This window comes from Sphingorhabdus rigui, from assembly GCF_014196595.1.
Lineage (GTDB): Bacteria > Pseudomonadota > Alphaproteobacteria > Sphingomonadales > Sphingomonadaceae > Sphingorhabdus_B > Sphingorhabdus_B rigui.
On record NZ_JACIEA010000001.1, the window covers coordinates 327,288 to 352,079 of the forward strand.

Sequence of the window (24,792 nt, forward strand, 5' to 3'; positions counted from 1 at the left end):
TTTAACTGTTCAATACGGTCGGTCGTGTCCCTTTTGCCTTATTGGCAGGCGAGGCACTCTTCATAATCGGTTTGCGCGGCAAGCTCCATCACGGGCAGTTCGGCGGTGTTGTCCGCCTCCACCCCGCCGGCAAAGCCAGCGCGCTGGATGCTCTTCGAACGCAGATAATATAGCGACTTCACGCCCAATTCCCATGCGCGGAAGTGGAGCATGAGAAGGTCCCATTTTTCCACATCGGCGGGGATGTACAGGTTCAGCGATGTCGCCTGATCGATATAAGGTGTGCGGTCTGCGGCCAGTTCGATCAACCAACGCTGGTCGATTTCAAAGCTGGTCTTGAACGTGTCCTTCTCCTCAGCCGTCAAGAAGTCGAGATGTTGGACAGAGCCGCCCTTTTCAAGGATGCTGTTCCACACATTGGTCGAATCCTTCGCCTTTTCCTGCAGCAGCTTTTCCAGATACGGATTCTTCACGATGAAGCTGCCCGAAAGCGTCTTGTGCGTGTAAATATTCGCCGGAATCGGCTCAATACACGCGCTGGTGCCGCCGCAAATGATCGAAATCGACGCGGTCGGCGCAATCGCCATTTTGCAGGAAAAGCGCTCCATAACGCCCATTTCCTCAGCATCAGGGCAGGCCCCCCGCTCATTGGCCAGCATCATCGACGCCTCATCAACCTGCGCCCGGATATGTTTGAAGAACTTCATGTTCCAAGATTTGGCAAGCGCGCTTTCAAAGCCAACGCCGCGTGACTGCAGGAAGCTGTGATAGCCCATGACGCCCAAACCAACCGAACGTTCGCGACCTGCCGAATATTTGGCACGCGACATTTCGTCCGGCGCGCGGTCGATAAAGTCCTGAAGCACGTTGTCGAGCATACGCATGACGTCTTCGATGAAGAGCTTGTCGCCGTTCCACTCATCCCAAGTTTCGAGATTGAGCGACGACAGACAGCAGACCGCAGTCCGGTCATTACCCAAATGGTCGCGACCCGTGGGCAAAGTGATTTCGCTGCAAAGATTGGACGTCGACACTTTCAGCCCAAGATCGCGGTGATGCTTGGGCATCGTGTTGTTCACGGTGTCGCTGAAGATGATATACGGCTCGCCCGTGGCAAGGCGGGTTTCCACCAGCTTTTGGAACAGCGAACGCGCATCAACCGTGCTGCGCACTTCGCCGGTTTTGGGCGAACGCAGGTTGAATTCTTCACCAGCGCGGACGGCTTCCATGAATTCGTCCGACAGCAACACGCCATGGTGCAAGTTCAGTGCCTTGCGATTGAAGTCGCCCGATGGCTTGCGGATTTCAAGGAACTCTTCGATTTCAGGATGGCTGACATCGAGATAGCACGCGGCCGAACCACGACGCAGCGAACCTTGCGAGATGGCGAGGGTAAGGCTGTCCATAACGCGGACAAACGGGATGATGCCGCTGGTCTTGCCGTTGAGGCCCACAGGTTCGCCGATGCCGCGCACATTGCCCCAATAGGTACCAATGCCGCCGCCGCGTGATGCGAGCCAGACGTTTTCGTTCCATGTGTTGACGATGCCTTCCAAGCTGTCGTCGACGCTGTTCAGATAGCAGCTGATAGGCAGACCACGTCCCGTTCCGCCGTTTGACAGCACTGGCGTTGCCGGCATGAACCAAAGGCGCGAGATATAGTCATAGAGCCGCTGGGCATGATCCTGATCATCCGCATATGCCGACGCGACGCGGGCAAACAGGTCCTGATAGCTTTCGCCCGGCAACAAATAACGGTCCTGCAGCGTGTCCTTGCCAAATTCAGTCAGCAGGGCGTCGCGCGACGAATCCGTCACAACGTTGAAACGGCGCTCGTCAACGGATTTGCTCGACGCTGCTTTCTTATCATCAGCCGGCTTGGCCTCGGCCTCAACCTTCACAGCTTCGGTAGCAACTTTTTCAAGCATATCAGTCATCATTGCGGTCATATCGTCGGCCCCTTGGCCTGCATCCCTGAAATCCATTTAACCCGTTGCTCCATTCATTGCGGCGACCCGAAACTGGATGCCGGTTTCCCGGCGGCCAGCGACCAGTTCAAATATCTGTCGGGAACGCGTGTTCCCATATTGTTCGACTCAGGGCGCGAAACTCCCTGTTAGCATTTTTTGACCACGTCAGGGGTTATATTTTCACTTGTCCCCAGCTTATCGACGGGAAAAATCCCCCCAACAACAGAATCACTGTCTGAAGCTGCAAGCACAAATTGTGGTAATGCCCCCTATGGCCAACCGCTACCTATAGTGCCTTATTCATTTTAAGACGCAAGGGGGTAAATCGAAAATTAACCATTCAATTCGTCGCTATTCTGATTCCATTCATCGCAGTTGTCGGTGGGCAAAAGGTAGCGACGCGTGGACGTTCTAAGTGTTGTTGAAGGCGCAAGATGGAAAATGAGGAATTGAAAATATTTCTGTTGTCAAAATGAACCCAATCATTCGCGCTGCATTTTGTAGACAGAAACCGGGTCACCGCATCATCCAGACGGGACAAATGTGACCGGCGCATCGGTCGTTCGCTAATATTGATTCAGCCGGTCAGAATGATGCTTGTATCAGTCCCCCGGGACGTTAATGGCGTGGGGGTTCTATCCAGTCCGGGGCCTTATATGACTGTCACCATCCGCAATTCCGATTTGATCGATAGCGTCGCCGACGCGCTGCAATATATCAGCTATTTTCATCCGATGGATTATATCCGGGCATTGGGTGATGCGTATACGGCGGAACAGTCACCAGCGGCAAAGGATGCAATCGCGCAAATTCTGACCAACAGCCGGATGTGCGCAGAGGGACATCGACCCATTTGTCAGGACACGGGTATCGTCAATGTCTTCGTCAAATGGGGAATGGATTGTCGGCTTGAGGACACGTCTGCGTCGCTTCAGGAGGTCATCGACGAGGGCGTGCGCCGTGCCTATCTGCACCCTGACAACAAACTGCGCGCCTCGGTATTGGCCGATCCTGCTTTCACGCGGCGTAACACCAAAGATAACACGCCGTGCGTTCTGCATGTCGAAATGGTCGCCGGTTCAAAAGTTTCGGTGGATGTCGCGGCAAAGGGCGGCGGCAGCGAGAACAAGTCAAAGTTCAAGATGATGAACCCGTCAGACAATATCGTCGATTGGGTCGTTGAAATGTTGCCGCAAATGGGTGCTGGCTGGTGCCCGCCCGGAATGCTGGGCATTGGTATCGGCGGGACCGCGGAACATTGCGTCTTGCTGGCCAAGCAAGCGTTGATGGAGCCTATCGACATGGGGCCGCTAAAAGCACGCGGTCCACAAAATGATATTGAGGCGATGCGCATTGAGATTTTTGACAAGGTCAACGCGTTGGGTATCGGCGCGCAAGGACTTGGGGGGCTTTCGACGATCCTCGATGTGAAAATCATGGATGCGCCATGTCATGCTGCGGGCAAGCCAGTTGCGATGATTCCCAATTGCGCGGCGACGCGTCATGCGCATTTCACGCTGAACGGGTCGGGCCCTGCCTATCTGGAGGCGCCGAAGTTGGACGAATGGCCAAAGGTAGACTGGAAGCCTGACACTGCCGCGATCCGCGTGGATTTGGACGCGCTGACTCCCGAAACCGTTGCCAGCTGGAAACAGGGCGACCGTTTGTTGTTAAACGGCAAGATGCTGACCGGGCGAGACGCAGCACATAAGCGCATTGCCGACATGCTGGCGAAAGGCGAAGAACTGCCCGTCAGCTTTAAAGGGCGGATGATTTATTATGTCGGCCCAGTCGATCCGGTGGGTGAGGAGATTGTTGGGCCCGCTGGCCCGACGACGGCTACGCGCATGGACAAGTTCATGGACATGATGCTTGAGCAGGGCTTGCTGGCCTGCGTCGGCAAGGCGGAACGCGGTCCCGCGGCAACACAAGCCATCGCCAAGCATAAGAGCGCATATCTCATGGCCGTTGGCGGCGCAGCCTATCTCGTGGCGCGCGCCATCAAGGGCAGCAAGGTCGTCGGTTTCGAAGATCTGGGCATGGAAGCAATTTACGAATTTGAAGTGCAGGACTTCCCCGTCACCGTCGCAGTCGACAGCGACGGGAATAACGTGCATCAATTGGCCCCTGCCTATTGGCAAAAGCGGATCAAGGATGAAGGATTGTTGGAGAATGCGGGCTAGATTTTCAGCAGCCTTCAACTTTCGGTATCATATAGCGTTGTTGACATTGACGTCATGTGGGCCTGTTATCGTCAGCAATGCGAACCGATGAAAAACCGAGCACCAGCTTCCTCTCACGCCTCGGTCCCGGCCTGGTAACTGGCGCTGCGGATGACGATCCTTCGGGAATCGGCACGCACAGCCAAGTTGGCGCGCAATTTGGTTATGGGTTGAGCTGGACGTTTTTGTTCAGCTTCCCGTTAATGGTCGCCATTCAAGAAGTCGCCGCTGAAATCGGGCGCGTCACCGGTGCAGGTATCGCGCGCAATATGCGCCGACATTACCCCCGGCCCTTGCTGGTGATCATGGTCGGCCTGCTGCTGATTGCCAACATCATCAATCTCGGCGCTGATCTGGCCGCGATGGGTGCCGCCGTCGCGCTGCTCATCGGTGGGCCAATAGGGTTGTATACGTTATTGTTTGGGGTTTTCTGCATCATCGTTGAAGTGGCGCTATCCTATGAGCGCTATGCGTCGGTGCTCAAATGGGCGACGCTATCGCTCTTCGCTTATGTTGCCGTCGTCGTTGTGGCACAGGTGCCTTGGGGAGAGGCGCTGACCTCGTTGGTTGTTCCGCGCATTGAATGGACCGGCGCGTACGCCACTGCCGTCGTCGCGATATTGGGGACCACCATCAGCCCCTATTTGTTTTTCTGGCAGGCGGGACAAGAGATTGAGGAGCAGAAGCGGCATAAGGTAAAGCCGCTGTGCATCACGCCCAAGGAGGCGGGACCTGAATTAAAACGCATCCGGATCGACACGCTGACCGGTATGGCGTTCAGCTCGATCGTATCGCTGGCCATCGTATTTGCAACGGCGGCGACGCTGCATGCCAATGGCATTCGCGATATCGAAACGTCGGCGCAGGCGGCCGAAGCATTGCGACCCATTGCCGGAAATTTCGCCTTTGCGTTATTCGCACTGGGCATCATCGGAACGGGCTTGCTCGCGGTACCCGTGCTTGCAGGGTCGGCCGCTTATGCCGTGACGGAAATGTTCGGTATCTCGGGAAGCCTTGATGCCAAGCCAACCAAGGCGCGCCTGTTTTACGGGACGATATCCGTGACAACCATGCTTGGCGTGTCGTTGCAATATGTCGGCATTGACCCCGCGCGTGCGCTATATTGGGCCGCTGTCGTTAATGGTGTGCTTGCCGCACCGTTAATGGTCATGATGATGCTTATCGTGCGCAATCCGCGCGCGATGGGGCGGCTGACATTGGGACGCCGTGCGACCATTACCGGATGGATCGCGACGGGGGTTATGGCCGTTGCAACGATCGTGTTTTTCGCCACGCTTTAGAGTAGCGGTGCCGCGGCGCTTATTATTGGGGTTTGGCTGCGGGCGGCTGTTTGGCGGGCGCTGGTAGCGAATCCAGAAACTCCAGTTCGTTGAGGTCTATATTGGCATCGGATCTTTTGCCTTTAAGAACATCAATCTCTGCCTGGCGCTGCTTCAGATAATATTCGCGCATTGCCGCGTAGGGGTTCCCGCTTTCCTGCACCCGGGTCAGAATCACATCATTTTCGACACGGTCGTCAATCGAGGAAAGCGTGCCTTTGGCTGCCGAGACAATGGGATTGGTAAACGGCTTGCCAACTGCTGCTGGTAAAAGCGAAAGATCAACGAGCCGCCCAAGAAGATCGCGAACGGTGGTGGATCCGAATACAGGCAGAAATAAATAGGGGCCAGGACCGACGCCATAATATCCCAATGTGTCTGCGAGGCCATTTGGACGGCGTGGTAGGTTGATTGGAGACTTTTTAGCGACATCAAAAAGTCCGGCAACGCCAATGGTTGAGTTGATGGCAAATCGACCAACGGTTTCAGCCGCTTTGCCGATCTTGAGCTGCAGCAGAAAATTCAGAAAAACGACGGGTTCATCCAAGTTATTCAGAACATTATGCATGCCGTCGCGGATCGGGGCGGGTAATCCATCTCGATATCCGTACGCGACCGGTGCTATAATGGCTTTATCGACCGACTGTACCGCGCCGAACGACACTTCGTTCACGACCGCAATCGGGTCGCCTTTCGGGGGTCCCTGATTTGCGGTAACAACGATTATGTCCTTTTCGGCAGCAACCGGTGTAACGGGTCCGACGGGCGTTTGTGTGTCCAGAGATTGCGGCTGAACCTCTGCTCCATCTGTAGATGGTTGCACAGTAGCTTGGGTAGCCTGCTCAGGCGCTGGTGTGGGTGCGCCAGCAGTTTCCATCGCAACAACTGGTTCTACCACAGGCGGAAGCTGCGAGGGCCCCGATAACAGGGCGATTGCGATAATACTGGTGATGCTCAACGTTGGAACTTTCCGGTCATAACCGCTTGCAAGCGACATCCTAAGGGCTGGCTGCCACGCTGACAACTGCCTTTCAAGGAACTCAACTCACGCTTAATCGCGGGCTACATGAGACAATTTCCGATCGCATCCACAGCTATTGGATGCGTTCGGGGCGGCATTATTGCCCCTGTTGGGCCTGCATCTGTGCATCAATTTGTGCCTGGATTTCGGGAGGTAGGCCCTGCGGTGCGCCGCTGGCCTGTCCACCTTGCTGCTTCTGCATTTCCTGCATTTGCTTTTGCATGGCTTCGATTTCTGCGCGTGATTTGAACTCTAACAGTTCGACATCAAAGGTCAGCTCGCTACCGCCGGGGATGGCGACTTGGCCAGTTTGCGGATTACGCTGATCTTCGGGGCCATAGCCAAGCTCGGCCGGGATCCACAGGCGATATTTGCCGCCGCGCTGCATGATTTTAAGGCCTTCTGAAAAGCCGGGAACAACGCCAGTGACTGGGAAGCCGGCCTGAGGATTTTGGTCGAAAACCGTGCCGTCTTTCAACATGCCTGTGTAGCTGACGAGCACAACATCATTATCCGTCGGCGATTTGCCTTCGCCGGTTTGGATAATCTTGTAACGCAATCCTGACGGCGTGGTGACGATATCGCCATATTCCTGCCGCACGTCGCTTGTGCCCCAATATGCCAAGCCGCCACCGGCAGCGAGCACGAGCGCAATCGCGGCCCAATATTTGGTCATCGTGCCTTTTTTGAGCGGAAGAATCGGGACGGCAGTTACGGACATACACATTTCCTGTTGGCTAAGTTGCGCGGTGACTAGCAGAAACTAGCGGGGATTCCAGACACAAAAAAAGCGCCGTAAAAGGCGCCTTCCTTGTTGCGGGTCGCAGACGCCTATTTCGCGCCGTCACGTTCCTGCTGTTTACGCTCCATCTTGCGGGCACGGCGAACAGCAGCGGCCTTTTCACGCGCGCGCTTTTCAGACGGCTTTTCGAAGTGACGACGCAGCTTCATTTCGCGATACACGCCTTCACGCTGCAGCTTTTTCTTAAGCGCGCGTAGGGCTTGATCAACATTATTGTCGCGAACCATGATCTGCATAAAAAACTCAACTCCGCATCGAATCGGCAAAATGGCTTAAAACGGCCACTTTGAAAGGCTAAAAACGAAAATCGCCGCGTTCACAGGCGGCGTGTTGAGGTGGCCCCTAACTAGGTCGCCCTTAAATATCAAGCGAAAATGGCGCTTTTAAGCACGAAGATGGAGAAATCCGTCGGCCTTTTTGCTGCGCCCAACCCCTTGCCCTCGTGCAATGTTCGTTTCATAATGCAACGCAACGAATGAGCAGGAGAGCGCGCATGGCAACCCAATTGAAGTCGAACAGCAAATATAGCGAAGCCGAATGGACCGCGCGTCAGGAGCTTGCTGCCTGCTATCGGATTTTTTCAATGTTCGGCTGGGACGAGTTGATTTTCAACCACATCACCGTGAAAGTGCCGGACGAAGAAGGCGCGTTTCTGATCAATCCTTATGGCATGCACTTTGGTGAGATCACCGCGTCGAGCCTGATTAAGATCGACATTGATGGTAATAAGATCGATGCCGATAACCCATGGCACGTCAATAAGGCGGGCTTTGTCCAGCATAGCCTGTTCCATCGCACTTTGCCCGATGCCCATGCCATCATCCATACCCACACAACTGCCACGGTTGCCGTGTGCAGCCTTGAGGGCGGATTGCAGCCAGTCAATTTCTACGCCTGCAACTTCATGGGCCAGCTGGCTTACCATGATTTCGAAGGCGTGACCGTGCGTGAGGAAGAAGGCACGCGATTGGTCCAAAATCTGGGCGACAAGCGGATATTGATGCTTAAAAATCACGGTCCTGTCGTGATGGGCAAGACATTGCCGGATGCATTTGTGCGATATTGGGCGTTGCAGCGTGCGTGCGAGCAACAAATTGCGACAATGCAAATGGGCAAACCAATCACGGTGCCGCCTGAAGTCATCGCGGTGCACCAGCGCGACCTGTATATGGCATCGCCCCCCGGCGGTTCGGGCCGCGTTGAATTTGACGCAATGGTACGCAAGGTTGACCAGATCGATAAAAGCTGGCGGGATTAATCACTCCGTCCTCCCGAATGCGGTTATCCGTCGGTGACTGTGTTTCAGGGTCGCAAATAAGATGCTGAAACAGGTTCAGCTTGGCTATAATGGGGCTGCATGACCAAATTCACCGTCAATGATCGCCCGGTCCAGTATAAAATGGATCCGCAAACCCCGCTTTTGTGGGCTTTGCGTGATGCGTCGAACTTGACCGGAACCAAATATGGTTGCGGCAATGGCGATTGCGGCGCGTGCATTGTGGAAGTCGACGGGGAAGCGATACGGTCTTGCCTGGTTACGATTGCCGAAGCTGAAGGACGTTTCGTCACGACGATTGAGGGCCTCCGCCGTGATCGAAGCCATCCGCTGCAACAGGCGTTTGTCGCCAGCAATGTGCCGCAATGCGGCTTTTGCATTCCGGGTATCATTATGGCGGGCGCGGTGTTGCTGAAGAAAAGCAACAACCCAACCGATGAAGAAATCGACGCGGCCATCACGAATGTGTGCCGTTGCGGCGTATATCCACGGCTGCGCGACGCGATCAAACGGGCCGGACGCGTTATGCGCGGCGAAGAACGTATCGCTGCTGCACCACCGCCGGGCATTACACCTGAAGATGCAGCGCGGGCGGTGCCGGCGCTAACGGTTACCGACTAAGCTTAACTCTGCAGCTCAATATCCCAATACAACCAGTCGTGCCATGTTTCGTGCAGATGGTTTGGCGGGAAAGCACGGCCCCTGTCTTGCAATTGCCAGCTGGTGGGGCGGATCGCGGCCATGTTCAGCTGCATATGCGCTTGCTGTGGTGTGCGGCCACCTTTTTTCAGATTGCAGTGTAGGCACGCCGTTGTGACATTTTCCCAGCTGGTGATGCCGCCCAAACGGCGCGGAACGATATGGTCAAAAGTAAGATTGTCGCCCGATCCGCAATATTGGCATTCAAACTTGTCACGCAGGAATAGGTTGAAGCGGGTGAATGCAGGATATTCCGATGGCTTCACATATTGGCGCAGCGCAATGACCGACGGGATTTTCATGTCCAGCCTTGGGCTATGGACATGCCGGTCATAGTTGGAAACGATGTCGACCTTGTCGAGGAACACCGCCTTAATGGCGGTTTGCCACGGCCATAAGCTTAATGGATAATAGCTCAACGGCGTGTAATCGGCGTTGAGTACCAATGCCGGGCAGTTTTCCGGGTGCCTTGCGCGGCCCGCTGCTTCGAAAGTTCCGGTATGCAACATAAGTCGAACCCTACTCCCTTTATGTCATACATGCTTTAAGCGTATCAACGTTACAGCAATCTGACAGTCATCAACCTATTTGCACATATGGTGACGTCAAGAGGGCAAACACACCGGATATGGTATTTTATTGGGGATATGTTTTTTGCGTGCGGATGACTTTTTGAAGCAATATCTGCCTGCGCTGCCGCAATGTGATGGCGCAGTGGTGACGCGATTCGCGCCGAGCCCCAATGGACGATTGCACCTAGGGCATGCCTTTTCGGCATTATGCGCACATGATTTTGCGCGTTCTTTCGATGGTCAGTTCCACCTGCGGATTGAAGATATTGACGGAACACGTAGCCGTGCCGAGCATGTCGCGGCGATCATGTCGGATATGGACTGGCTTGGGCTTCATCATGACGGCCCTGTGCAATTTCAATCGCAAAACATTGCCAGATATGAAGCGGTGCGGGACCGGTTGATCGCGGACGGGCTGCTATACCGTTGCGTCTGCTCGCGAAGCGATATTGCCCATGCGCTGAAACATAAGCCGGTGCCGCATGGTCCGGATGGCCCGCATTATCCCGGAACGTGCCGGGACAGCCACATTGACCCTTCCGTGCCGCACAGCTGGCGGATTGATATGGCCAAAGCGGTGGCGCGGTCGCGGCTGTTGGGGTGGTTCGATTTGACGGCTGGACCGCAATTTGCGGACCCAATGGCATTTGGCGATGTTGTTCTATGGCGCAAAGACGCGCCGGCATCATACCATCTGGCCGCAACCATCGACGATGCCGCCGATGGCGTGTCGCATGTCGTGCGCGGCCAAGACCTTTTTGGATATACCGCCATTCACAGGCTACTGCAGAAACTGTTGGATTTGCCCGAACCCACATATTGGCACCATCCGCTGTTGGTGGACGTGAGCGGCGAAAAGCTGGCGAAGAGCAAATCGTCACCTGCGCTGTCGGACCGGCGGTTGGCGGGGGAATCCGGCGATGGACTTATTAATAATTTGCGTCACGGAACGCTACCGCTTGGAATCTCCTTATCCCACGCCTAAATAGACGCAGCGGGGTATTGGCCCCGGACAAGGATTTCTCCCGATGACTATTTTGTTGGTTCTCCTCACCATTGGCGCCGCTGGTGCCGTAGCATTTGCACTTATCCGTGGCCTTCATGCGTTCGCCAACTTGCGACCAGCAGATGTTGACGAAGCGGGCCTGCCGAAATCGCTCACCGTGCAGAATAAGATGATGTTCGCCCGCGTCAAATGGCAGGCCATTACGATCGTGTTGCTTGCTGTGCTCGTCTTGGTCGCCGGCTCGCAATAAGCGGGCGGCGTCAGATATGGTAAAGCTCAACAAGATTTACACACGCACCGGTGATGACGGGACCACTGGCCTCGTCGATGGCTCGCGCGTGTCCAAGACCAACGTGCGCTTACACGCCATTGGCGAAGTCGATGAAACCAACAGCGCGCTCGGCGTAGCGCTTCAGGCGCTGGCAGCGGATGAAGGTGAAACGCCTTTGGTCGTTGAATTGCGGCGTATCCAGAACGACCTGTTTGATCTGGGTGCCGATATCGCAACGCCCGGCGAAAGTTTTGAACCATCGCCGATGGAATTGCGGATTGTGGCATCTCAAGTCGAATGGCTTGAGGCAGCGATTGATAAAGCCAACGAACAGCTTCCGCCGTTGACCAGTTTCATTTTGCCCGGCGGCAGCTTGGCAGCAGCGCACATGCATATGGCGCGCGCCATTTCACGCCGTGCCGAACGGGCGCTGGTTGCGGCATCGCTGGACGTTTCGATAAACCCACAAGCGCTGAACTACATCAACCGCCTGTCCGACTATCTGTTCGTGCTGTGCCGCCTGATCAATTCGACGCGCGGTGGTGATATTATGTGGGTACCCGGCGCATCGCGGTGAGCGCGGAGGCGTCCCCCTGATTTGCAGCCCCCTAACGCTTACGGCCACATGGCCCAAGCGCATCGATGATAAATTTATAGTCAGCCTGCGCGCGCTCTGCGTCTTGATCGCGCGCTGCTTCAATTCGGTCGGTGGGAAGGCTGCGCGGTAGGCCACAGGCTAGGCGATACCATAGCAGCGTGAATCGTTCCGGCGCTGACGCAGATGAATCGATGACTTCAGCTGTGGATACCGCCCACTGCTTTTGCTCATTCGGCCGACTAAGAACCGTAAGGGACACTGGCTGGTCCCTCTCGGTCTTCAGGAAAATCTGTGTTTCCCCCTCACCGAGCACGGTTCCAGGGCTATGGAAAGCACTGGCGATACTTATAATGCGTTGCGGCGCATCAATTAGAACAGCCTCTTGGGTGATGCGGCGGACCAAAGCATCATTTGTCGGGCTGAAATTTGCGAGCGCGTTGGGTCGCGACAAACGGATATCGCCCGTTCGGCCCGCGACGGGGCTACCAAATAGGAACAACCGCTGTTTTTTCAATTTGGGCACTTTGCCCTTCGCATCCTTGGGCACATCCAGCACAAATCGGACGCGGTCGGTAATGCCACCTTCGCCGCGAATCAACGCCATGACATCCGCATCGATCAGCATACGCTGAAGGGAAATGGGTACGCCTATGGCTTGTTCAGGGGCAACTTTAGCAGCTTTTCGGACGGTGACATCGATGATCAGGGGCGATATGACGACCAAATCGGCAACATCCGAATAACTCGCAGTTTCAGCTTCAATAGAAAATGTAGAGGGTAGGGTGGGCATGGGTTGGGCAGATGCGGCATTGCCCAAACCCATCAAAACCAAGCATAAAATCACTTTCGCTTGCGAAATTCGCATTAAACAGCCCTTTCTGAAACCGACGTTCAACGCCGGTTTTGCGTATATCACAGTGTAGCATAATGTGAACCTGTCCATGAATTGCGTATGAATCGCAGAATCCGGATTGCTTGGCCTGTTAGGGTTGGCTAATGCGTCGATGAATCGAGCAAAAAAAAGATAGTTTTCGATATCGCGAGGGTACGTGGGAGGCATCGTAAAACGTGCGTCCGTAATGTATTATTTTGTTTTGAAGGTAGGAGAGTTGTTTCCGCATGGCATATGCTGATCAAGATGGGATGAGCACAAACCGTTTGGTTTCTGTCGTCATTGTACTCCTTCTTCACGCTTTCCTCGGTTATGCCTTGGTGACTGGCCTCGCATATGATGCGGTCGTCGCGATCAAGGAAAAGATGACCGTGGTCGACGTGAAAGAAGAAGAACCACCCGAAGAAGAAGAACCACCACCAGAGCCAGAGAAGCAAATCGAACCTCCGGTCGTTTCGCCTCCACCAATGGTTGTTACGGTGACACCACCGCCAACGGTTCGTACAGTTGATACGCCGCCACCTGCGGCTCCAGTTGTACCGACAGCCGCGCCACCAGCGCCCCCTCCACCGCCAGCAGGTCCCACTGCTGAAGCGAAGCCACGGGGTAACCCAGGCAACTGGGCAAACACGAATGACTATCCGTCGCGTGCTTTGCAGCAGGAACGTGAAGGTACGACTGGTTTCCGCGTGACGATCGGCGTTGATGGCCGCGTCGTTGATTGTCAGATTACGCAGTCAAGCGGCCATGCGGATCTTGATGCGGCAACCTGCACCAACGTGAAGCGTCGTGCGCGCTTTGAACCCGCCGTTCGCAACGGCGAAAAGGTTCAAGGTTCGTATTCAAACCGCGTCCGGTGGCAGATACCGAAATAATTTTCTGGCCCGGTAAAGGGGGAACCTTGGTTCCGGGCCTTTTTTGCTAGCAAGTAGTATTTTTTGAGAGGTAGTTAAAATGTCGATTTTGTTTCTGACTGCGGCCGGTGCCGCACCTGAGGCCGCCGCACAATTCGGTCTTATCCCCGCGCTTAAAGAAGGCGGACCAATCTCCATCGCGATTTTCTCGGTGATGGTTATCATGTCGGTTTTCTCATTCTACATCATGTTCACGAAGCTTTTTGAACAGCAGAAGGTTCTGAACCAGTACAAGGACGTTCGTGCGCAATTCTGGCGTGCAGCTACGCTTGAAGAAGGTGCAGCAAAGCTCGAAAAGAACAGCGCTTATCGTCAAGTCGTTGACGATGGCATCGAAGCAACAAAGCAGCATAGCCTTTTGACTGACCCAGTCGAAGCGCATGACTGGTTGCACGGTGCGATGGCCCGTTCGGAAGATTCCATCAACAACAAGCTTGCAAGCGGCCTTCCGTTCCTCGCAACGGTTGGTGCAACAGCTCCTTTCGTTGGTCTGCTCGGTACGGTTATCGGCATCTACTCGGCGCTGATCAAAATCGGTATCGCTGGCCAGGCTGACATCGGCAAGATCGCTGGTCCAGTTGGTGAAGCACTGATCATGACCGCAATTGGTCTGTTCGTTGCTGTTCCTGCTGTTCTTGCGTACAACTGGCTTCAGGCACGTAACAAGACAATCGCACGTAGCCTTTCGACCTTCTCGAACGATGTGCTTGGTTACATCTCTTCGGGTGGCCGCGTTAAGCCAGCCGTCACTGCCGCTGCACCAGCTGGTAAGCCAGCACCTGCTGCAGCTAAGAAGTAATATTGGGTTAGGGCCGCGTTTCGGCGCGGCCCATACGTCAGCATTCGCTGGCGCTCGATTTTTGACCCAATTTATTTAGAGAGGATTGGCCAATGGCAATCAGTTCAGGAGGCGGCGGCAATGATGCGCCAATGTCTGACATCAACACGACGCCGCTCGTCGACGTCATGCTGGTGCTCCTCATCGTATTCCTCATCGCAATTCCTGTCGCTATCCAGACAGTGAAGATGGACATTCCGGTCATCAAGTTTGAACCAACGAAGGCAAAGCGTGAAAACGTTCTTCTGTCGGTGACAACAACGGATGCTGGCGGTCGTGACCCCGGTGACCCCGCTTATGAAGGTGCAAACCCGAATGGCGAGTGCCGTATTTACTGGAACGTAACGCCAGTCGATTCAACCGAGTTGGTGGATCGTGCGGCGAAGCATTTGAAGGCAGAATTTGAAAAGCTTGGTGGCCCAGAAGCCGCTGCGGCTGGTCTGATCGAGCCTGACATGCTGCCAGAGGCGCACATCCGTGGTGATATCAACACACCTTATCGTTGCGTCGGTGGTGCAATTTACACCATGCAGATGGCCGGTTTTGCGCGTGTTGGCTTCATTTCATCGCCGTTCGAAAACGCGAACGTGCAGTAAGTAATTTAAGGAGCAATCATCATGGCAATGAGTGGCGGTAACGATGATGGCCAGCCGATGATGGAAATGAACACAACGCCGTTAATCGACGTTATGCTCGTTCTCCTCATCATGCTGATGATCACCATCCCCCCGGTTTCGCACGCCGTAAATATTGACCTTCCGGTCAATGATCCAAATGCACCACCCCCGGAAGTTCCGATCGATCCTGTGATTAACAAGATCATCATTCTTCCGAACAGCACAATCCAGTGGAACGGCACGCCGGTTTCGATTCAGCAGATGGAGCAGTATCTGGTCCGGACGACGTCAATGAATCCGGAACCCGAGCTTCAGTTCCAACCAGCCCCAACGGCGCCATATGACACCGTTGATAAGGCATTGGTTGCTGTAAAGCGCAGTGGCATCACGAAATTCGGTTTTGTCGGTAACGAACAATACCGCGTCTTCGGCAAGGCTGCGCGTGAGGGTCGGTAGTTACCGAACCTTCCGTTAATACGGTATTTAAAAAGGCGGTGCAGAAATGCGCCGCCTTTTTTGTGTCTTGCTGGAACCTCGAGTGGTGCGCGTATAACCTGAACTCCAAGCCGCTCATCATTCTGAAACAAGTTCAGGGTGGCAACGGCTCACTTATTCAACCTACCGATTCGAATTACCGCGCATTTTCGCGCGACAGCCGTGTCATCAGGATTGCTGCACGCTGTGCCTGACGCTTGATGCTAGCAAGGTCGACTGTCTCCCCTGGGGCGTGGTCGCCTTTGCTGTAGACGCCTAGGCCGACGAGACCGTCGACACCATTGGCGACGAAGCTGATGTCCCCAGCGCCACGTTTCAAAGGGTCGAGCGGCGGTTGGGCATCCAGTCCCAGATCCCGGTTTACAACATTCAGCTGAGCCAACAACGCCTTGTTGCCCTCCGTCGGTGCCATGGCGGGATAGCCGCCGGGGTCGAAACTAATCTTGGCGCTTGTCTTTGGTGCAGATGCTGAAACGATGGTCTTCATCTTCTGCCGGACCCGCGCGCTTTGTTCTTCGGATAGGGTCCGGAAGTCACCGCGCGCGATGGCTGTGCCGGGAATGATGTTGGTCTTCCCCTTGGCACTTGCCCGAACGCCATCACTGTCAAACGTTGCCTCTTGCCCCGCCGCAATCAAGCCGACGTTGAATGTCAGGTTTGGCTCGGGCAGCTCTGTGCGGAATTGATGGATGATGCGCGCCAGTTCAAACGCTGCGCCATCGCCATATGTGGAATCAAAGATCAGCGAGCTATGCCCTGTGACGCCTGAAACCTCCAACTTCCAACTGTTCGACGACCGGCGTGCAATCACGCCCATGTCCTTGCCACCCTCAATCGACAGTCCTTCGAAATCGAGTGCGACATCCGCGATCTTGCCCGCTGCAATCAATGGCGCGCGGGTAATTTCGATTGGGTCGCCCGCGTCCTCCTCATCACCTGTCATATGAATTTCGATATGTGCGTCCTTCAACGTACCTGCGGCCTGCATGGCACGCAAAGCGGACACGATAACGACCATGCCACCCTTGTCGTCGCCAGCGCCCGGGCCAACCGCTTCATCGCCGTTGCGAACGAATTTCTGGAAGGGGCTATCGGCTTCAAAGACGGTGTCGAGATGTGCAATCAGTAAAAGCTTCTTTGAGCCCTTCTTGCCCGCCTTTGTCGCGACTAGGTGCCCCGCGCGTCCAGCCTTAGCCATATCCAGCCATTCCACCTTGAACCCAAGCGGTTCCAGTTCAGCCCGCATCATATCACCGACGGTCTTCACGCCAGCGAAGTTCATTGTTCCAGAGTTCTGGTTTACCATCCGCTCAAGCAAGGCAATCGAGCGTTCATATTCCGTTTCAACGGTTGCGGCCATCTTGGCTTCCGGTTTTGAAAGCTGGGCAAAAGCGGGCGTCGAAAGCGCCAAGAGAGCAACGCTGCTCATCAAAGACAGGGCTTGGAATTTCATATCATACTCCTGAAAACAATAGCCATGATGTGCCGCGCTTTGTGCTTTCGGGCAAGGATATTGATTTTGGGCCTATGCGTGGGATTACTTTGACTACTTCTCGTTGAACAAAGCAGTGGGTTAGTGGTTATGTTTCAGCGATACAATCTGGCCGTCTCGCTGATCCTTGCGGTCGTTGCGATGATTAGCGCTTATTTGAGAGTTGTATAACCCATATGAAAAATCGAGCTGATCCCGATCCGAAGCCATATAGCCCACCGAATGAGGTTCCGGGAACCTCGCCCGATGAAGTAGCCCCGGATCAGGGCGATACCGATTTCCCCGGAAGCATTCCCAACGAAACGCCAATGGAATCGCCGGTAACTGATCCAAATTAGGACGGCAAAAACCAAGCAGGGCTGCGCGGATGAACCGAACAGCCCTGCTCGGACTTTTGGCTGGTTTCAGCCTGCCGTTCCCGGATTAAACGATGGCGGGTCGCTGGCGGGGAAAGATGCATCTGACATATTGTCAACTTCGCCCCAATCGTCGCCGGGATTATCACGCATGAATTCAGCCCCAGCGGAGCGCGTTTGATCGAAATTTTCTTGGCCGGTTTCGTCATTTGCGAACGCTGCAGAAAATTCATTCTTCCACCCTTCAGCCTTTGGTAACCACTGATTGCGGGTAGCGTATAGCCCCGCGCCAACGGCTACGACGGCACCCATAACAGAGGCGACCGTACCAAACCAAGATGGCAGCCGCGATGTTGGTTGACCTTTTGTACGACCCCCTCGACTTTTGGCGGATTTGTTTGTGGCCTTAAGGTGCGACGCTTGGTTCGGCTTGCTTCTATTGGTTGCCGTGCCTTGCGCGGATCCGTTGTTAATATTGTTCATCGATTTCTTCTGCGTATCTGAATTGGCCATGATGTTCGCTTTCCTGATGACTTGGGTTCGCTCAATGAATGTTAACAAGTCGGCAGAGGCATCGTTCCGCGCCACACCTTCCAATAAGGGCGATTGAACGATTTGAACGATTTGAACGTAAAGTTGGAACCAATCGGCACCAGCACTGTTTTCCCCGCACTCTGAAAGGGAGAACGAACATGAATATCATTATTCTTCTGGTTGTCGGTGGCATCTTGGGCTGGCTTGCCAGCATCGTGATGCGCACTGACGGTCAACAAGGCATTTTCCTGAACATCATCGTCGGCATTGTAGGTGCCTTCCTTGCAGGATTCATCATTACACCACTTATCGGCGGGGCGCCCATCACCAGCGGTGCCTTCGACATCCGGTCGTTGATCGCATCGTTCCTTGGCGCAGTAGTGCTATTGGCGATCCTTAATCTCATACGTCGCGGTAGCGTCCGTTAACTTTGAACAGAGAGAAATATCTATGAAAAAGTCCATCATGATTCTCGCCGCTACTTTGTCGCTTGCCACACTTGGTGCATGCGATGGAGCAAAGGAAAATGCACAAGAAGATCAGGCTGATGCCGTTCGTGAGAACGCTGAAGTCCAAGCAGACGCTATGGAAGAAAAAGCCGACGCGACTGACACTCAAGTCGACGGCTTGGATTCGACCACTGAAAACAAAATGGAAGCCGATGCACAAGCTGTCCGTGAAAAGGGCGAAGCAAAGGCTGACGCAATGGAAGATGCTGCCGACAGGCAAGACAAATAAAACTGTCTCTTAGTCGAACAAAAGGGCTCGCCGGGAAACTGGCGGCCCATTTTATTGCCGCAGCATACACATAATGCCGGTCACTGGGATTTGTCCCTGTCGCATTGTCAAAGGTCATGGAAATGCCAATAAAGCTCTCAGTAAACGCGATTTATGGTGATATGCTTGGCTTTGGGTACGGAATATCTTTTACAGTTTCCTTCGCGCGTTTGCGTGGCGGTGCTTTCAGGCGCCGTGGCTCATCAGGCCCATTGATGAGTGCAGCCAAGGCAACGCGGCCGCGCGCAAGCCGGCTTTTTACTGTTCCAATAGCGCAGCCCGTGATTTCAGCTGCCTCTTCGTAGCTCGCACCACCTGCACCGACGATCATCAAAATTTCGCGCTGTTCAGCGGGCAACTTTTGCAGGGCCTTTTCAACGTCTTTCATATGGATATGGTGCTGTTGCGGCGGTGCCTCGACCAGCAGCCGTTCTGCGGCCTCGGGATCCCAGCTCGTCATGCGCGCGTTTTTGCGCATCGTCGTGTAAAACTGGTTGCGTAATATCATGAACATCCAGGCGCGAAAGTTGGTGCCCGGTGTGAAGCTTCCATGCGCAGCCCAAGCCCGCATCATGGCCTCTTGCGCAAGATCGTCGGCAAGCTCCCGATTTCCGCACAGGCCACGTGCAAACGCACGCAACGACGGAATGATCGCGACCATGTGTGTGCGAAAATCAGCGGACGGATCCGATCTTTCGGACTTAGGGATCGGTTCCGTCGCGGCGCTGCTCACTGGAACTTCCTCGACGCTGACATTTTTGCATCGATCCTATCGAGTAAGTCTAAAAAGTCGTCAGGGATCGCTTCATTGGCAACGTTATCGTGCATTTGACGCAGTGCAGCAGTCAAATGGTCGAATTCAGAATCCATATCTTCACCAATCGCGTCAAGCGGTTGCTTGCCCTTACTGCTGCCCACTAATCGCCCCCCCCCAGGTACTTGTTGCATCGGGAAATCCGACCGCCTCCGAGTGACGATGACCGGAAGGAATTCCCATGGCTTAATACCATGGACTGGGCTGAAACTGATGCATTTTCATATGCTGTTAAGCCGCGACGCGGGATAATGTTCCATCGCAGGGAACAAAAAAGCGTTTCAAACGTATAGCATCGTACAGCAAGGGGAGTAATCATGTCATTTAGGCAACAATTGGCATCGCAATTGCCATACCTACGACGTTATGCACGTGCCCTGACGGGATCACAGACATCGGGAGATTCAGCAGTACGGGAAACGCTCTAAGCGTTGCTGGAAGCGCCAGAAGAGTGGGATGAGGCAGCACCAGTTAAGACGGAGTTGTTCAGGATATTTCACCGCATTTGGAATAGCGACATGATCGTGCCGCTCCAATCACGGGGCCGCAGCGGCGTCATCGCTGAATTTCCGATAAAGCGCCGCCAGAGCTTGCTTTTGTCGACGGTTGAAGGATTTAAAGAAGATGAAGTGGCCAAAATTTTGGGCATTTCTGAATCCGACGTAAACAGCCATGTTGCTGCTGCCCGAAGTGCCATCGAAGATGCGCTTTGTGCGCGCGTACTCATTATTGAAGATGAGTCGATCATCGCATTGCACATCAAACAAATCGTCGAAAATCTGGGTCATGAAACGATCGCAATCGTCCGGACACGTGCAGAAGCGGTTGCCAAAGCCCGCGAGGAACGGCCCGAACTTGTTTTGGCTGACATCAGCCTTGCCGACGGCTCAAGCGGTATAGACGCCGTAAAAGATATTCTGGCCGAACAGTCCGTGCCAGTGATCTTCATTACAGCGTTCCCGGAAAGGCTACTTACTGGCGAGCGTCCTGAACCCACATATCTGATTACCAAGCCGTTTGAACCCGAAACGGTCATTGCAACCATTGGCCAGGCGCTGCTGATGCATCGCGAAAGCGATATAAATTCCCAAGCCGCTTAATTGTTCGGGGTCGAAGTTTATTGACCCACGCTTGCCGGTTCTGAACGATATAACCGTGCGCGATGGCTTGCGAAAATGATTTACCCAACTGGTCAACTCCCCCCCCCTTGACCAGCACCGTAAACACCCCGGCCCAGTGCCGGGGTATTTTTTTGTGCGTCTTTGACACGCAAGTAAAAACGTGGCTGGAACGATGGCCTAGCAGCATTTTGGTTTTAATATTCCGAGGAAAAATCGTTCTTGCTGGCTTAGCTTGCGCGCATGCCTTTCTTCAACTGGCGCATCTGGTTTGGTTCAGCCGGCCAGCTTTTAGCGCGGTCAGTGATGGGGAGCCTTCTTAAAGGCAGCTTATGTCGCGGGTATTAACAGCTTGGGATCGATGCGTGCACTGTTCCATTTCATGCCCCAATGCAGATGCGGGCCGCTTGCCCGTCCGGTCGCGCCAACACGCCCGATGACTTGCCCCTGCTTCACATAATCGCCTTCTTTTACAAGAAGTTCGGAGCAGTGTAAAAATGCGCTGTTTAAGCCCATGCCATGATCAATCATCAGCAAATGCCCCTCCAGCGTGAAGGCATCTGTGGCCGCAAGCGTGACGACACCGTCCGCAGGCGCGACAAAATCTGTCCCATTTGGTGCGGCAATGTCCATGCCGCTATGATAGCTGCCGGGCGTCCCGTTATAGATACGCTGCGCGCCAAATAAGCCAGACGTCCGGCCAGCCACTGGGCGAATGAATTGTTGCCGCCAGCCATTACCAAGCGTAGTTTTGGCCCGCGCTGTATTTATGCGGGCGAGCTCGGCGCCGCGTCTTGCTTCAAACTCTGCGGTTGTTTTTGCGCCGCCCGTCGGGTTGGCAGCTACATTTTCAATGCGCCAGTTGCCCGCTGTTACCGCTAAAGTGCGCTCGAGCGATCGGCCATCGGCGAATGTCGCGGTCAGGATCGCGCTGTTTTCGCCATCGCGGTCAAACCCCATCAGGAAAAAGCCGTCGGCGGTCAGTGGCAACGCAACGCCGTTAAGCGTGACGGACGCTGCGCCGCGCGGTGCACGCGCGATGACCAAGCCGCCCTGTACCGCTGGTATAGACATCCAAAAGTCGGCGGGGGCAGATGGCTGTTGCGTGTTTGCCGTCGGTGCGGCCGCGACGCTCAATGGCTGCGCGGAGATTCCTGCGAGCGCGGCTAAGAAAATCCAGCCGGAATGCTGCAATCTATTAACCCTTTTTCATCGTCGCGCGAACGGATGCATCCGCGCTGACATAGGGTTCCTGTTTGACGACGCTCCAATAACGCAATTCTTCCAATGGAATGGCCTGCCCGGTTTCGGCGCACACGACATGGTCGCCTGCGGTGAGCATACGAAAACTATTTGCCATATAATGCAGGCGGGCGACTTTGTTCTTGGAAGACATCAACATTTGGACATTATGGCGCATCGATACTGAATGGGCAATGCACGGCTTTACCCGTCAAACAAATTGCCTTGATTGATAGCCGCTTTTGCTGGTTTCGCCGGGGATATTCGCGGCGCAGGTCCGCCACTTACGTGCCCGCCGACTTCGCCATCGACAAACCGTAAGGTCACGTCACCCGCCTTCACGGCGGCTTTCCGCGTCATGATGGTTTTGCCATTCGCATCGGTCACACGCGCAAAGCCGCGCTTAAGCGGCGCTTCGGGATGCAATGTGCTCACCAGCCGCGTCAACGCATCAAGGCGTTGCTGCCCTTGCTCGGCACGCCGGAGCAGGAGGCGCGGGTGCAGCATCATTGCGGGCGCTGAAAAAGCCACTTCAGCCTTGCCAATTCTGGTCCGAAGCGATTGACGAAGCCGTTCGGACAGGTCGTCTGTGCGTTGCTGATGCGGGGCGGCAAGGTCTGACAGACGCGGCATCAAACGCCGCTGCGCCTCAAGCCGTTCGGCCGCTAGGTCGACTTTTTTGCGTATCATGTTGGACATGCGCAGCCCGAATTGCCCCACGCGTTGCAGCAAATCGCTGCGCACAGGAACGGCAATCTCGGCCGCGGCCGTAGGCGTTGGCGCGCGCAAATCTGCGGCAAAGTCGCACAAAGTTGTATCGGTTTCATGTCCGACTGCCGATATGATGGGTATCGTGCAATCCGCGACGGCTCGGACCACGGCCTCGTCATTAAATGCCCATAGGTCCTCAATGGACCCACCGCCGCGCGCCACGATGACCAGATCAGGGCGGCGCGTGGGTCCGTCATGGGGCATTGCGGAAAATCCATGAACCGCACGCGCGATTTGGGCGGCGGCGCCTTCACCTTGCACCAATACGGGCCAGACGATCACATGGCTTGGAAAGCGATCGGCAAGACGGTGGAGGATATCACGGATGACTGCGCCGGTGGGCGAGGTTACGACGCCAATTGTACGCGGCAGTGACGGCAGCTTTTTCTTGCGTTCCGGTGCGAATAAACCTTCGGCGGCGAGCCGCGCCTTCAGCTTTTCAAACAAAAGCATCATTGCGCCTTCGCCTGCGACTTCCAGACTTTCGACGACGATTTGATAGTTCGAGCGGCCCGCATAGGTCGTCAATTTGCCCGTGGCGACAACCTCCAGCCCGTCTTCAGGGGCGAAGGGCAGGCGCGCCGCCCCACCTTTCCACATGACCGCGTCCAGCCGCGCATTTTCGTCTTTTAGCGAGAAATAAATATGCCCCGACGCCGCGCGTTTGAAACCAGAAATCTCGCCGCGCACGCGGACATGGCCGAAGCGGTCCTCAACCGTGCGCTTTAACGCCAGCGATAACTCCGACACGCTCATGGCCTGGGCATTGTCGCCGGGCCGCTCCTCCGCTAACAGGCGGGCAACTTGCGGGTCAGCATTTTCAAAGGGGTCATTTGCGGACATGAATATCTTGCTCATCGGATCGGGTGGACGCGAACATGCGCTGGCGTGGAAGCTCGCGCAATCGCCAAATTGCGATACACTCTTTGCCACGCCGGGCAATCCCGGGATTGCCGAAGAGGCTGATCTGGTTGCATTGAACATCTCCGACCATGCGGCGGTCATATCCTTTTGCGCGGGGCATGATGTCGGGTTGGTCGTGGTCGGTCCAGAAGCACCGCTTGTTGCCGGCCTGGGCGATAGCCTGCGCGATGCGGGCATTCCCGTTTTCGGCCCCAATCAAAAGGCGGCACAATTGGAAGGGTCCAAGGGCTTTACCAAAGATATATGTGCCGCAGCGGGTATCCCTACAGCGGGATATTATCGTCATGATAGTAAAGCATCGGCACTGGCGGGCCTCGACGCATTCCAAGCACCTTATGTCATTAAAGCAGACGGCCTTGCTGCGGGCAAAGGCGTGATTATCGCGGAAACCCGCATTGATGCGGAAGCCGCAATTGAAGATATGTTCGGTGGCGGCTTTGGTGACGCTGGCGCTTCCGTTGTCATTGAAGAATTTATGACCGGAGAAGAAGCCAGCTTTTTCGCACTGACCGATGGCCGCGATGTGGTCGCATTCGGGTCGGCGCAGGATCATAAGCGCGTTGGCGATGGTGATGTTGGCCCCAACACGGGCGGCATGGGCGCATATTCACCCGCAATTGTTCTGACACCTGCGTTGCAAGCCGAAGTCATGGACCGCATCATTAAGCCGACAGTCGACTATATGGCGGCGCATGACATGCCTTATTCCGGCGTGCTGTTCGCGGGCCTTATGCTGACTGATGAGGGGCCAAAGCTTATCGAATATAATGCGCGCTTTGGTGACCCTGAGTGCCAGGTGCTGATGACACGTTTTGACGGCGACCTGGCCGCGTTGATGTTGGCCGTTGCGACTGGAAAGCTGTCTGAAGCGGCGGCTCCAAGCTTTTCGCCCGACACGGCATTGACCGTCGTCATGGCGGCGAACGGCTATCCCGATGTACCCCAAAAGGGCGGCGCGATTGATCTGGCAGTTGTGTCCGGCGCGAAGGTATTTCATGCAGGCACCGCCGAAGTGGACGGGCAATTGGTGGCAGCGGGTGGACGTGTGTTAAACGTTACCGCAACCGGGGCAAATGTGACGGATGCGCAGGCGAAGGCATATGCAGCGGTGGATCAGGTGATTTTCCCCGATGGCTTTTGCCGCCGCGACATTGGCTGGCGTGAGGTTGCGCGCGAAGCAGTGAACTAACGAAATCGCGCACATGTGGCTGCGGCGGATTAACCCTTTTAC

General features: G+C 55.0%; 28 protein-coding genes and 1 pseudogene. 16 read left to right on the plus strand and 13 right to left on the minus strand.

Going from position 1 to position 24,792, the window contains the following annotated elements; genetic code table 11:
• Positions 1-38: 38 nt before the first annotated feature.
• Positions 39-1,949, minus strand: a complete 1,911-nt coding sequence (locus tag GGR91_RS01600) for a ribonucleoside-diphosphate reductase subunit alpha (protein WP_407698383.1) — start codon at positions 1,947-1,949, stop codon at positions 39-41.
• A 677-nt stretch (positions 1,950-2,626) separates the two neighbouring features.
• Between GGR91_RS01600 and GGR91_RS01605 the strand changes: the two genes are divergently transcribed.
• A complete protein-coding gene (locus GGR91_RS01605) occupies positions 2,627-4,153 on the plus strand; it encodes a fumarate hydratase (RefSeq protein WP_183939410.1) in 1,527 nt (508 codons plus the stop codon).
• 77 nt (positions 4,154-4,230) lie between these two features.
• Positions 4,231-5,493, plus strand: coding sequence for an NRAMP family divalent metal transporter (locus tag GGR91_RS01610; protein ID WP_183939412.1), 1,263 nt, complete (start codon positions 4,231-4,233; stop codon positions 5,491-5,493).
• Between the two features lie 22 nt (positions 5,494-5,515).
• Here GGR91_RS01610 and GGR91_RS01615 read toward each other — a convergent pair whose 3' ends face one another.
• The 3 genes from GGR91_RS01615 to rpsU all read right to left on the minus strand — a co-directional run bounded on the left by GGR91_RS01615 (position 5,516) and on the right by rpsU (position 7,591).
• The gene (locus GGR91_RS01615) at positions 5,516-6,409 is read right to left on the minus strand and encodes an MlaA family lipoprotein (protein ID WP_183939413.1); all 894 of its coding nucleotides are present in this window, start codon (positions 6,407-6,409) and stop codon (positions 5,516-5,518) included.
• 241 nt (positions 6,410-6,650) lie between these two features.
• Complete coding sequence (locus tag GGR91_RS01620; RefSeq protein ID WP_183939416.1) at positions 6,651-7,274, minus strand: FKBP-type peptidyl-prolyl cis-trans isomerase; 624 nt, start codon at positions 7,272-7,274, stop codon at positions 6,651-6,653.
• Between the two features lie 110 nt (positions 7,275-7,384).
• Positions 7,385-7,591 (minus strand): 30S ribosomal protein S21, encoded by a 207-nt coding sequence (rpsU, locus tag GGR91_RS01625; protein ID WP_125231027.1) that lies wholly within the window; start codon positions 7,589-7,591, stop codon positions 7,385-7,387.
• Between the two features lie 257 nt (positions 7,592-7,848).
• On the opposite strand from rpsU, the gene GGR91_RS01630 reads away from it, so the two are divergent.
• Positions 7,849-8,613, plus strand: coding sequence for a class II aldolase/adducin family protein (locus tag GGR91_RS01630; RefSeq protein WP_183939418.1), 765 nt, complete (start codon positions 7,849-7,851; stop codon positions 8,611-8,613).
• 99 nt (positions 8,614-8,712) lie between these two features.
• Positions 8,713-9,252 carry a (2Fe-2S)-binding protein gene (locus GGR91_RS01635; RefSeq protein WP_183939420.1) on the plus strand — a complete coding sequence of 180 codons (540 nt, stop codon included), beginning with the start codon at positions 8,713-8,715 and terminating at the stop codon, positions 9,250-9,252.
• 2 nt (positions 9,253-9,254) lie between these two features.
• Here the strand turns inward: GGR91_RS01635 and GGR91_RS01640 are convergent, their stop codons facing one another.
• Positions 9,255-9,839 carry an HNH endonuclease gene (locus GGR91_RS01640; RefSeq protein ID WP_183939422.1) on the minus strand — a complete coding sequence of 195 codons (585 nt, stop codon included), beginning with the start codon at positions 9,837-9,839 and terminating at the stop codon, positions 9,255-9,257.
• Positions 9,840-10,044: 205 nt separating this feature from the next.
• On the opposite strand from GGR91_RS01640, the gene gluQRS reads away from it, so the two are divergent.
• From gluQRS to GGR91_RS01655, 3 genes are read left to right on the plus strand one after another with little or no spacing between them, the layout of a single operon-like run.
• On the plus strand, positions 10,045-10,887 hold the full coding sequence (gluQRS, locus tag GGR91_RS01645) for a tRNA glutamyl-Q(34) synthetase GluQRS (RefSeq protein WP_183941499.1): 843 nt from the start codon (positions 10,045-10,047) through the stop codon (positions 10,885-10,887).
• 43 nt (positions 10,888-10,930) lie between these two features.
• Entirely contained in the window at positions 10,931-11,158 is a 228-nt protein-coding gene (locus GGR91_RS01650; protein WP_183939423.1) for an HIG1 domain-containing protein, read from the plus strand.
• A gap of 16 nt (positions 11,159-11,174) precedes the next feature.
• On the plus strand, positions 11,175-11,756 hold the full coding sequence (locus GGR91_RS01655; protein WP_183939426.1) for a cob(I)yrinic acid a,c-diamide adenosyltransferase: 582 nt from the start codon (positions 11,175-11,177) through the stop codon (positions 11,754-11,756).
• Between the two features lie 31 nt (positions 11,757-11,787).
• Here GGR91_RS01655 and GGR91_RS01660 read toward each other — a convergent pair whose 3' ends face one another.
• Positions 11,788-12,642 (minus strand): hypothetical protein, encoded by an 855-nt coding sequence (locus tag GGR91_RS01660; protein WP_183939428.1) that lies wholly within the window; start codon positions 12,640-12,642, stop codon positions 11,788-11,790.
• A 254-nt stretch (positions 12,643-12,896) separates the two neighbouring features.
• On the opposite strand from GGR91_RS01660, the gene GGR91_RS01665 reads away from it, so the two are divergent.
• The 4 genes from GGR91_RS01665 to GGR91_RS01680 all read left to right on the plus strand — a co-directional run bounded on the left by GGR91_RS01665 (position 12,897) and on the right by GGR91_RS01680 (position 15,494).
• Positions 12,897-13,544 carry an energy transducer TonB gene (locus GGR91_RS01665; protein ID WP_183939430.1) on the plus strand — a complete coding sequence of 216 codons (648 nt, stop codon included), beginning with the start codon at positions 12,897-12,899 and terminating at the stop codon, positions 13,542-13,544.
• A 79-nt stretch (positions 13,545-13,623) separates the two neighbouring features.
• Positions 13,624-14,382 (plus strand): MotA/TolQ/ExbB proton channel family protein, encoded by a 759-nt coding sequence (locus GGR91_RS01670; protein ID WP_183939432.1) that lies wholly within the window; start codon positions 13,624-13,626, stop codon positions 14,380-14,382.
• 92 nt (positions 14,383-14,474) lie between these two features.
• Positions 14,475-15,017 carry an ExbD/TolR family protein gene (locus GGR91_RS01675; RefSeq protein WP_183939434.1) on the plus strand — a complete coding sequence of 181 codons (543 nt, stop codon included), beginning with the start codon at positions 14,475-14,477 and terminating at the stop codon, positions 15,015-15,017.
• A 21-nt stretch (positions 15,018-15,038) separates the two neighbouring features.
• Positions 15,039-15,494, plus strand: a complete 456-nt coding sequence (locus tag GGR91_RS01680) for an ExbD/TolR family protein (RefSeq protein WP_183939437.1) — start codon at positions 15,039-15,041, stop codon at positions 15,492-15,494.
• A 175-nt stretch (positions 15,495-15,669) separates the two neighbouring features.
• Here the strand turns inward: GGR91_RS01680 and GGR91_RS01685 are convergent, their stop codons facing one another.
• Entirely contained in the window at positions 15,670-16,986 is a 1,317-nt protein-coding gene (locus GGR91_RS01685; protein ID WP_183939439.1) for a M20/M25/M40 family metallo-hydrolase, read from the minus strand.
• A gap of 215 nt (positions 16,987-17,201) precedes the next feature.
• Here GGR91_RS01685 and GGR91_RS01690 point away from each other — a divergent pair, with 215 nt between their 5' ends.
• Positions 17,202-17,363, plus strand: coding sequence for a hypothetical protein (locus GGR91_RS01690; RefSeq protein WP_183939441.1), 162 nt, complete (start codon positions 17,202-17,204; stop codon positions 17,361-17,363).
• A 66-nt stretch (positions 17,364-17,429) separates the two neighbouring features.
• Here GGR91_RS01690 and GGR91_RS11590 read toward each other — a convergent pair whose 3' ends face one another.
• Positions 17,430-17,894 carry a hypothetical protein gene (locus GGR91_RS11590; RefSeq protein ID WP_246337004.1) on the minus strand — a complete coding sequence of 155 codons (465 nt, stop codon included), beginning with the start codon at positions 17,892-17,894 and terminating at the stop codon, positions 17,430-17,432.
• Between the two features lie 179 nt (positions 17,895-18,073).
• On the opposite strand from GGR91_RS11590, the gene GGR91_RS01700 reads away from it, so the two are divergent.
• A complete protein-coding gene (locus GGR91_RS01700) occupies positions 18,074-18,343 on the plus strand; it encodes a GlsB/YeaQ/YmgE family stress response membrane protein (protein WP_183939443.1) in 270 nt (89 codons plus the stop codon).
• Between the two features lie 22 nt (positions 18,344-18,365).
• On the plus strand, positions 18,366-18,653 hold the full coding sequence (locus tag GGR91_RS01705) for a hypothetical protein (RefSeq protein ID WP_183939445.1): 288 nt from the start codon (positions 18,366-18,368) through the stop codon (positions 18,651-18,653).
• A 151-nt stretch (positions 18,654-18,804) separates the two neighbouring features.
• Here the strand turns inward: GGR91_RS01705 and GGR91_RS01710 are convergent, their stop codons facing one another.
• Positions 18,805-19,425, minus strand: a complete 621-nt coding sequence (locus GGR91_RS01710; protein WP_322788754.1) for a sigma-70 family RNA polymerase sigma factor — start codon at positions 19,423-19,425, stop codon at positions 18,805-18,807.
• On the minus strand, positions 19,422-19,640 hold the full coding sequence (locus GGR91_RS11530; RefSeq protein WP_221204196.1) for a NepR family anti-sigma factor: 219 nt from the start codon (positions 19,638-19,640) through the stop codon (positions 19,422-19,424). Before GGR91_RS11530 ends, GGR91_RS01710 begins: the two co-directional genes overlap by 4 nt.
• Before the next feature lie 183 nt (positions 19,641-19,823).
• Here GGR91_RS11530 and GGR91_RS01720 point away from each other — a divergent pair.
• A pseudogene (locus GGR91_RS01720) lies at positions 19,824-20,606 on the plus strand (response regulator).
• Between the two features lie 348 nt (positions 20,607-20,954).
• Here GGR91_RS01720 and GGR91_RS01725 read toward each other — a convergent pair.
• The 3 genes from GGR91_RS01725 to xseA form a co-directional block, all read right to left on the minus strand.
• On the minus strand, positions 20,955-21,698 hold the full coding sequence (locus GGR91_RS01725; RefSeq protein ID WP_246337005.1) for a M23 family metallopeptidase: 744 nt from the start codon (positions 21,696-21,698) through the stop codon (positions 20,955-20,957).
• A 124-nt stretch (positions 21,699-21,822) separates the two neighbouring features.
• Positions 21,823-22,026, minus strand: coding sequence for a DUF2093 domain-containing protein (locus GGR91_RS01730; protein WP_183941503.1), 204 nt, complete (start codon positions 22,024-22,026; stop codon positions 21,823-21,825).
• A gap of 44 nt (positions 22,027-22,070) precedes the next feature.
• Positions 22,071-23,480, minus strand: a complete 1,410-nt coding sequence (gene xseA / locus GGR91_RS01735) for an exodeoxyribonuclease VII large subunit (RefSeq protein ID WP_183939449.1) — start codon at positions 23,478-23,480, stop codon at positions 22,071-22,073.
• Between xseA and purD the strand changes: the two genes are divergently transcribed.
• On the plus strand, positions 23,479-24,750 hold the full coding sequence (purD, locus tag GGR91_RS01740) for a phosphoribosylamine--glycine ligase (protein WP_183939451.1): 1,272 nt from the start codon (positions 23,479-23,481) through the stop codon (positions 24,748-24,750). The two genes, xseA and purD, sit on opposite strands and share 2 nt — an antisense overlap.
• Positions 24,751-24,792: the final 42 nt, after the last annotated feature.

What these genes read in the sequence shown, in the direction of transcription:
- GGR91_RS01685 (WP_183939439.1), bottom strand. Translation starts at nt 16,986, where the DNA reads ATGAAATTCCAAGCCCTGTCTTTGATGAGCAGCGTTGCTCTCTTGGCG.
- GGR91_RS01600 (WP_407698383.1), bottom strand. Translation starts at nt 1,949, where the DNA reads ATGACCGCAATGATGACTGATATGCTTGAAAAAGTTGCTACCGAAGCT.
- GGR91_RS01655 (WP_183939426.1), top strand. Translation starts at nt 11,175, where the DNA reads ATGGTAAAGCTCAACAAGATTTACACACGCACCGGTGATGACGGGACC.
- purD (WP_183939451.1), top strand. Translation starts at nt 23,479, where the DNA reads ATGAATATCTTGCTCATCGGATCGGGTGGACGCGAACATGCGCTGGCG.
- GGR91_RS01665 (WP_183939430.1), top strand. Translation starts at nt 12,897, where the DNA reads ATGGCATATGCTGATCAAGATGGGATGAGCACAAACCGTTTGGTTTCT.
- GGR91_RS01725 (WP_246337005.1), bottom strand. Translation starts at nt 21,698, where the DNA reads ATGTCTATACCAGCGGTACAGGGCGGCTTGGTCATCGCGCGTGCACCG.
- GGR91_RS01615 (WP_183939413.1), bottom strand. Translation starts at nt 6,409, where the DNA reads ATGGAAACTGCTGGCGCACCCACACCAGCGCCTGAGCAGGCTACCCAA.
- GGR91_RS01605 (WP_183939410.1), top strand. Translation starts at nt 2,627, where the DNA reads ATGACTGTCACCATCCGCAATTCCGATTTGATCGATAGCGTCGCCGAC.
- rpsU (WP_125231027.1), bottom strand. Translation starts at nt 7,591, where the DNA reads ATGCAGATCATGGTTCGCGACAATAATGTTGATCAAGCCCTACGCGCG.
- GGR91_RS01730 (WP_183941503.1), bottom strand. Translation starts at nt 22,026, where the DNA reads ATGTTGATGTCTTCCAAGAACAAAGTCGCCCGCCTGCATTATATGGCA.
- GGR91_RS11590 (WP_246337004.1), bottom strand. Translation starts at nt 17,894, where the DNA reads ATGGCCAATTCAGATACGCAGAAGAAATCGATGAACAATATTAACAAC.
- GGR91_RS01690 (WP_183939441.1), top strand. Translation starts at nt 17,202, where the DNA reads ATGAAAAATCGAGCTGATCCCGATCCGAAGCCATATAGCCCACCGAAT.
- GGR91_RS01670 (WP_183939432.1), top strand. Translation starts at nt 13,624, where the DNA reads ATGTCGATTTTGTTTCTGACTGCGGCCGGTGCCGCACCTGAGGCCGCC.
- GGR91_RS01650 (WP_183939423.1), top strand. Translation starts at nt 10,931, where the DNA reads ATGACTATTTTGTTGGTTCTCCTCACCATTGGCGCCGCTGGTGCCGTA.
- GGR91_RS01630 (WP_183939418.1), top strand. Translation starts at nt 7,849, where the DNA reads ATGGCAACCCAATTGAAGTCGAACAGCAAATATAGCGAAGCCGAATGG.
- GGR91_RS01660 (WP_183939428.1), bottom strand. Translation starts at nt 12,642, where the DNA reads ATGCGAATTTCGCAAGCGAAAGTGATTTTATGCTTGGTTTTGATGGGT.
- xseA (WP_183939449.1), bottom strand. Translation starts at nt 23,480, where the DNA reads ATGTCCGCAAATGACCCCTTTGAAAATGCTGACCCGCAAGTTGCCCGC.
- GGR91_RS01705 (WP_183939445.1), top strand. Translation starts at nt 18,366, where the DNA reads ATGAAAAAGTCCATCATGATTCTCGCCGCTACTTTGTCGCTTGCCACA.
- GGR91_RS01675 (WP_183939434.1), top strand. Translation starts at nt 14,475, where the DNA reads ATGGCAATCAGTTCAGGAGGCGGCGGCAATGATGCGCCAATGTCTGAC.
- GGR91_RS01635 (WP_183939420.1), top strand. Translation starts at nt 8,713, where the DNA reads ATGACCAAATTCACCGTCAATGATCGCCCGGTCCAGTATAAAATGGAT.
- GGR91_RS11530 (WP_221204196.1), bottom strand. Translation starts at nt 19,640, where the DNA reads ATGCAACAAGTACCTGGGGGGGGGCGATTAGTGGGCAGCAGTAAGGGC.
- GGR91_RS01610 (WP_183939412.1), top strand. Translation starts at nt 4,231, where the DNA reads ATGCGAACCGATGAAAAACCGAGCACCAGCTTCCTCTCACGCCTCGGT.
- GGR91_RS01680 (WP_183939437.1), top strand. Translation starts at nt 15,039, where the DNA reads ATGGCAATGAGTGGCGGTAACGATGATGGCCAGCCGATGATGGAAATG.
- GGR91_RS01700 (WP_183939443.1), top strand. Translation starts at nt 18,074, where the DNA reads ATGAATATCATTATTCTTCTGGTTGTCGGTGGCATCTTGGGCTGGCTT.
- GGR91_RS01640 (WP_183939422.1), bottom strand. Translation starts at nt 9,839, where the DNA reads ATGTTGCATACCGGAACTTTCGAAGCAGCGGGCCGCGCAAGGCACCCG.
- GGR91_RS01620 (WP_183939416.1), bottom strand. Translation starts at nt 7,274, where the DNA reads ATGTCCGTAACTGCCGTCCCGATTCTTCCGCTCAAAAAAGGCACGATG.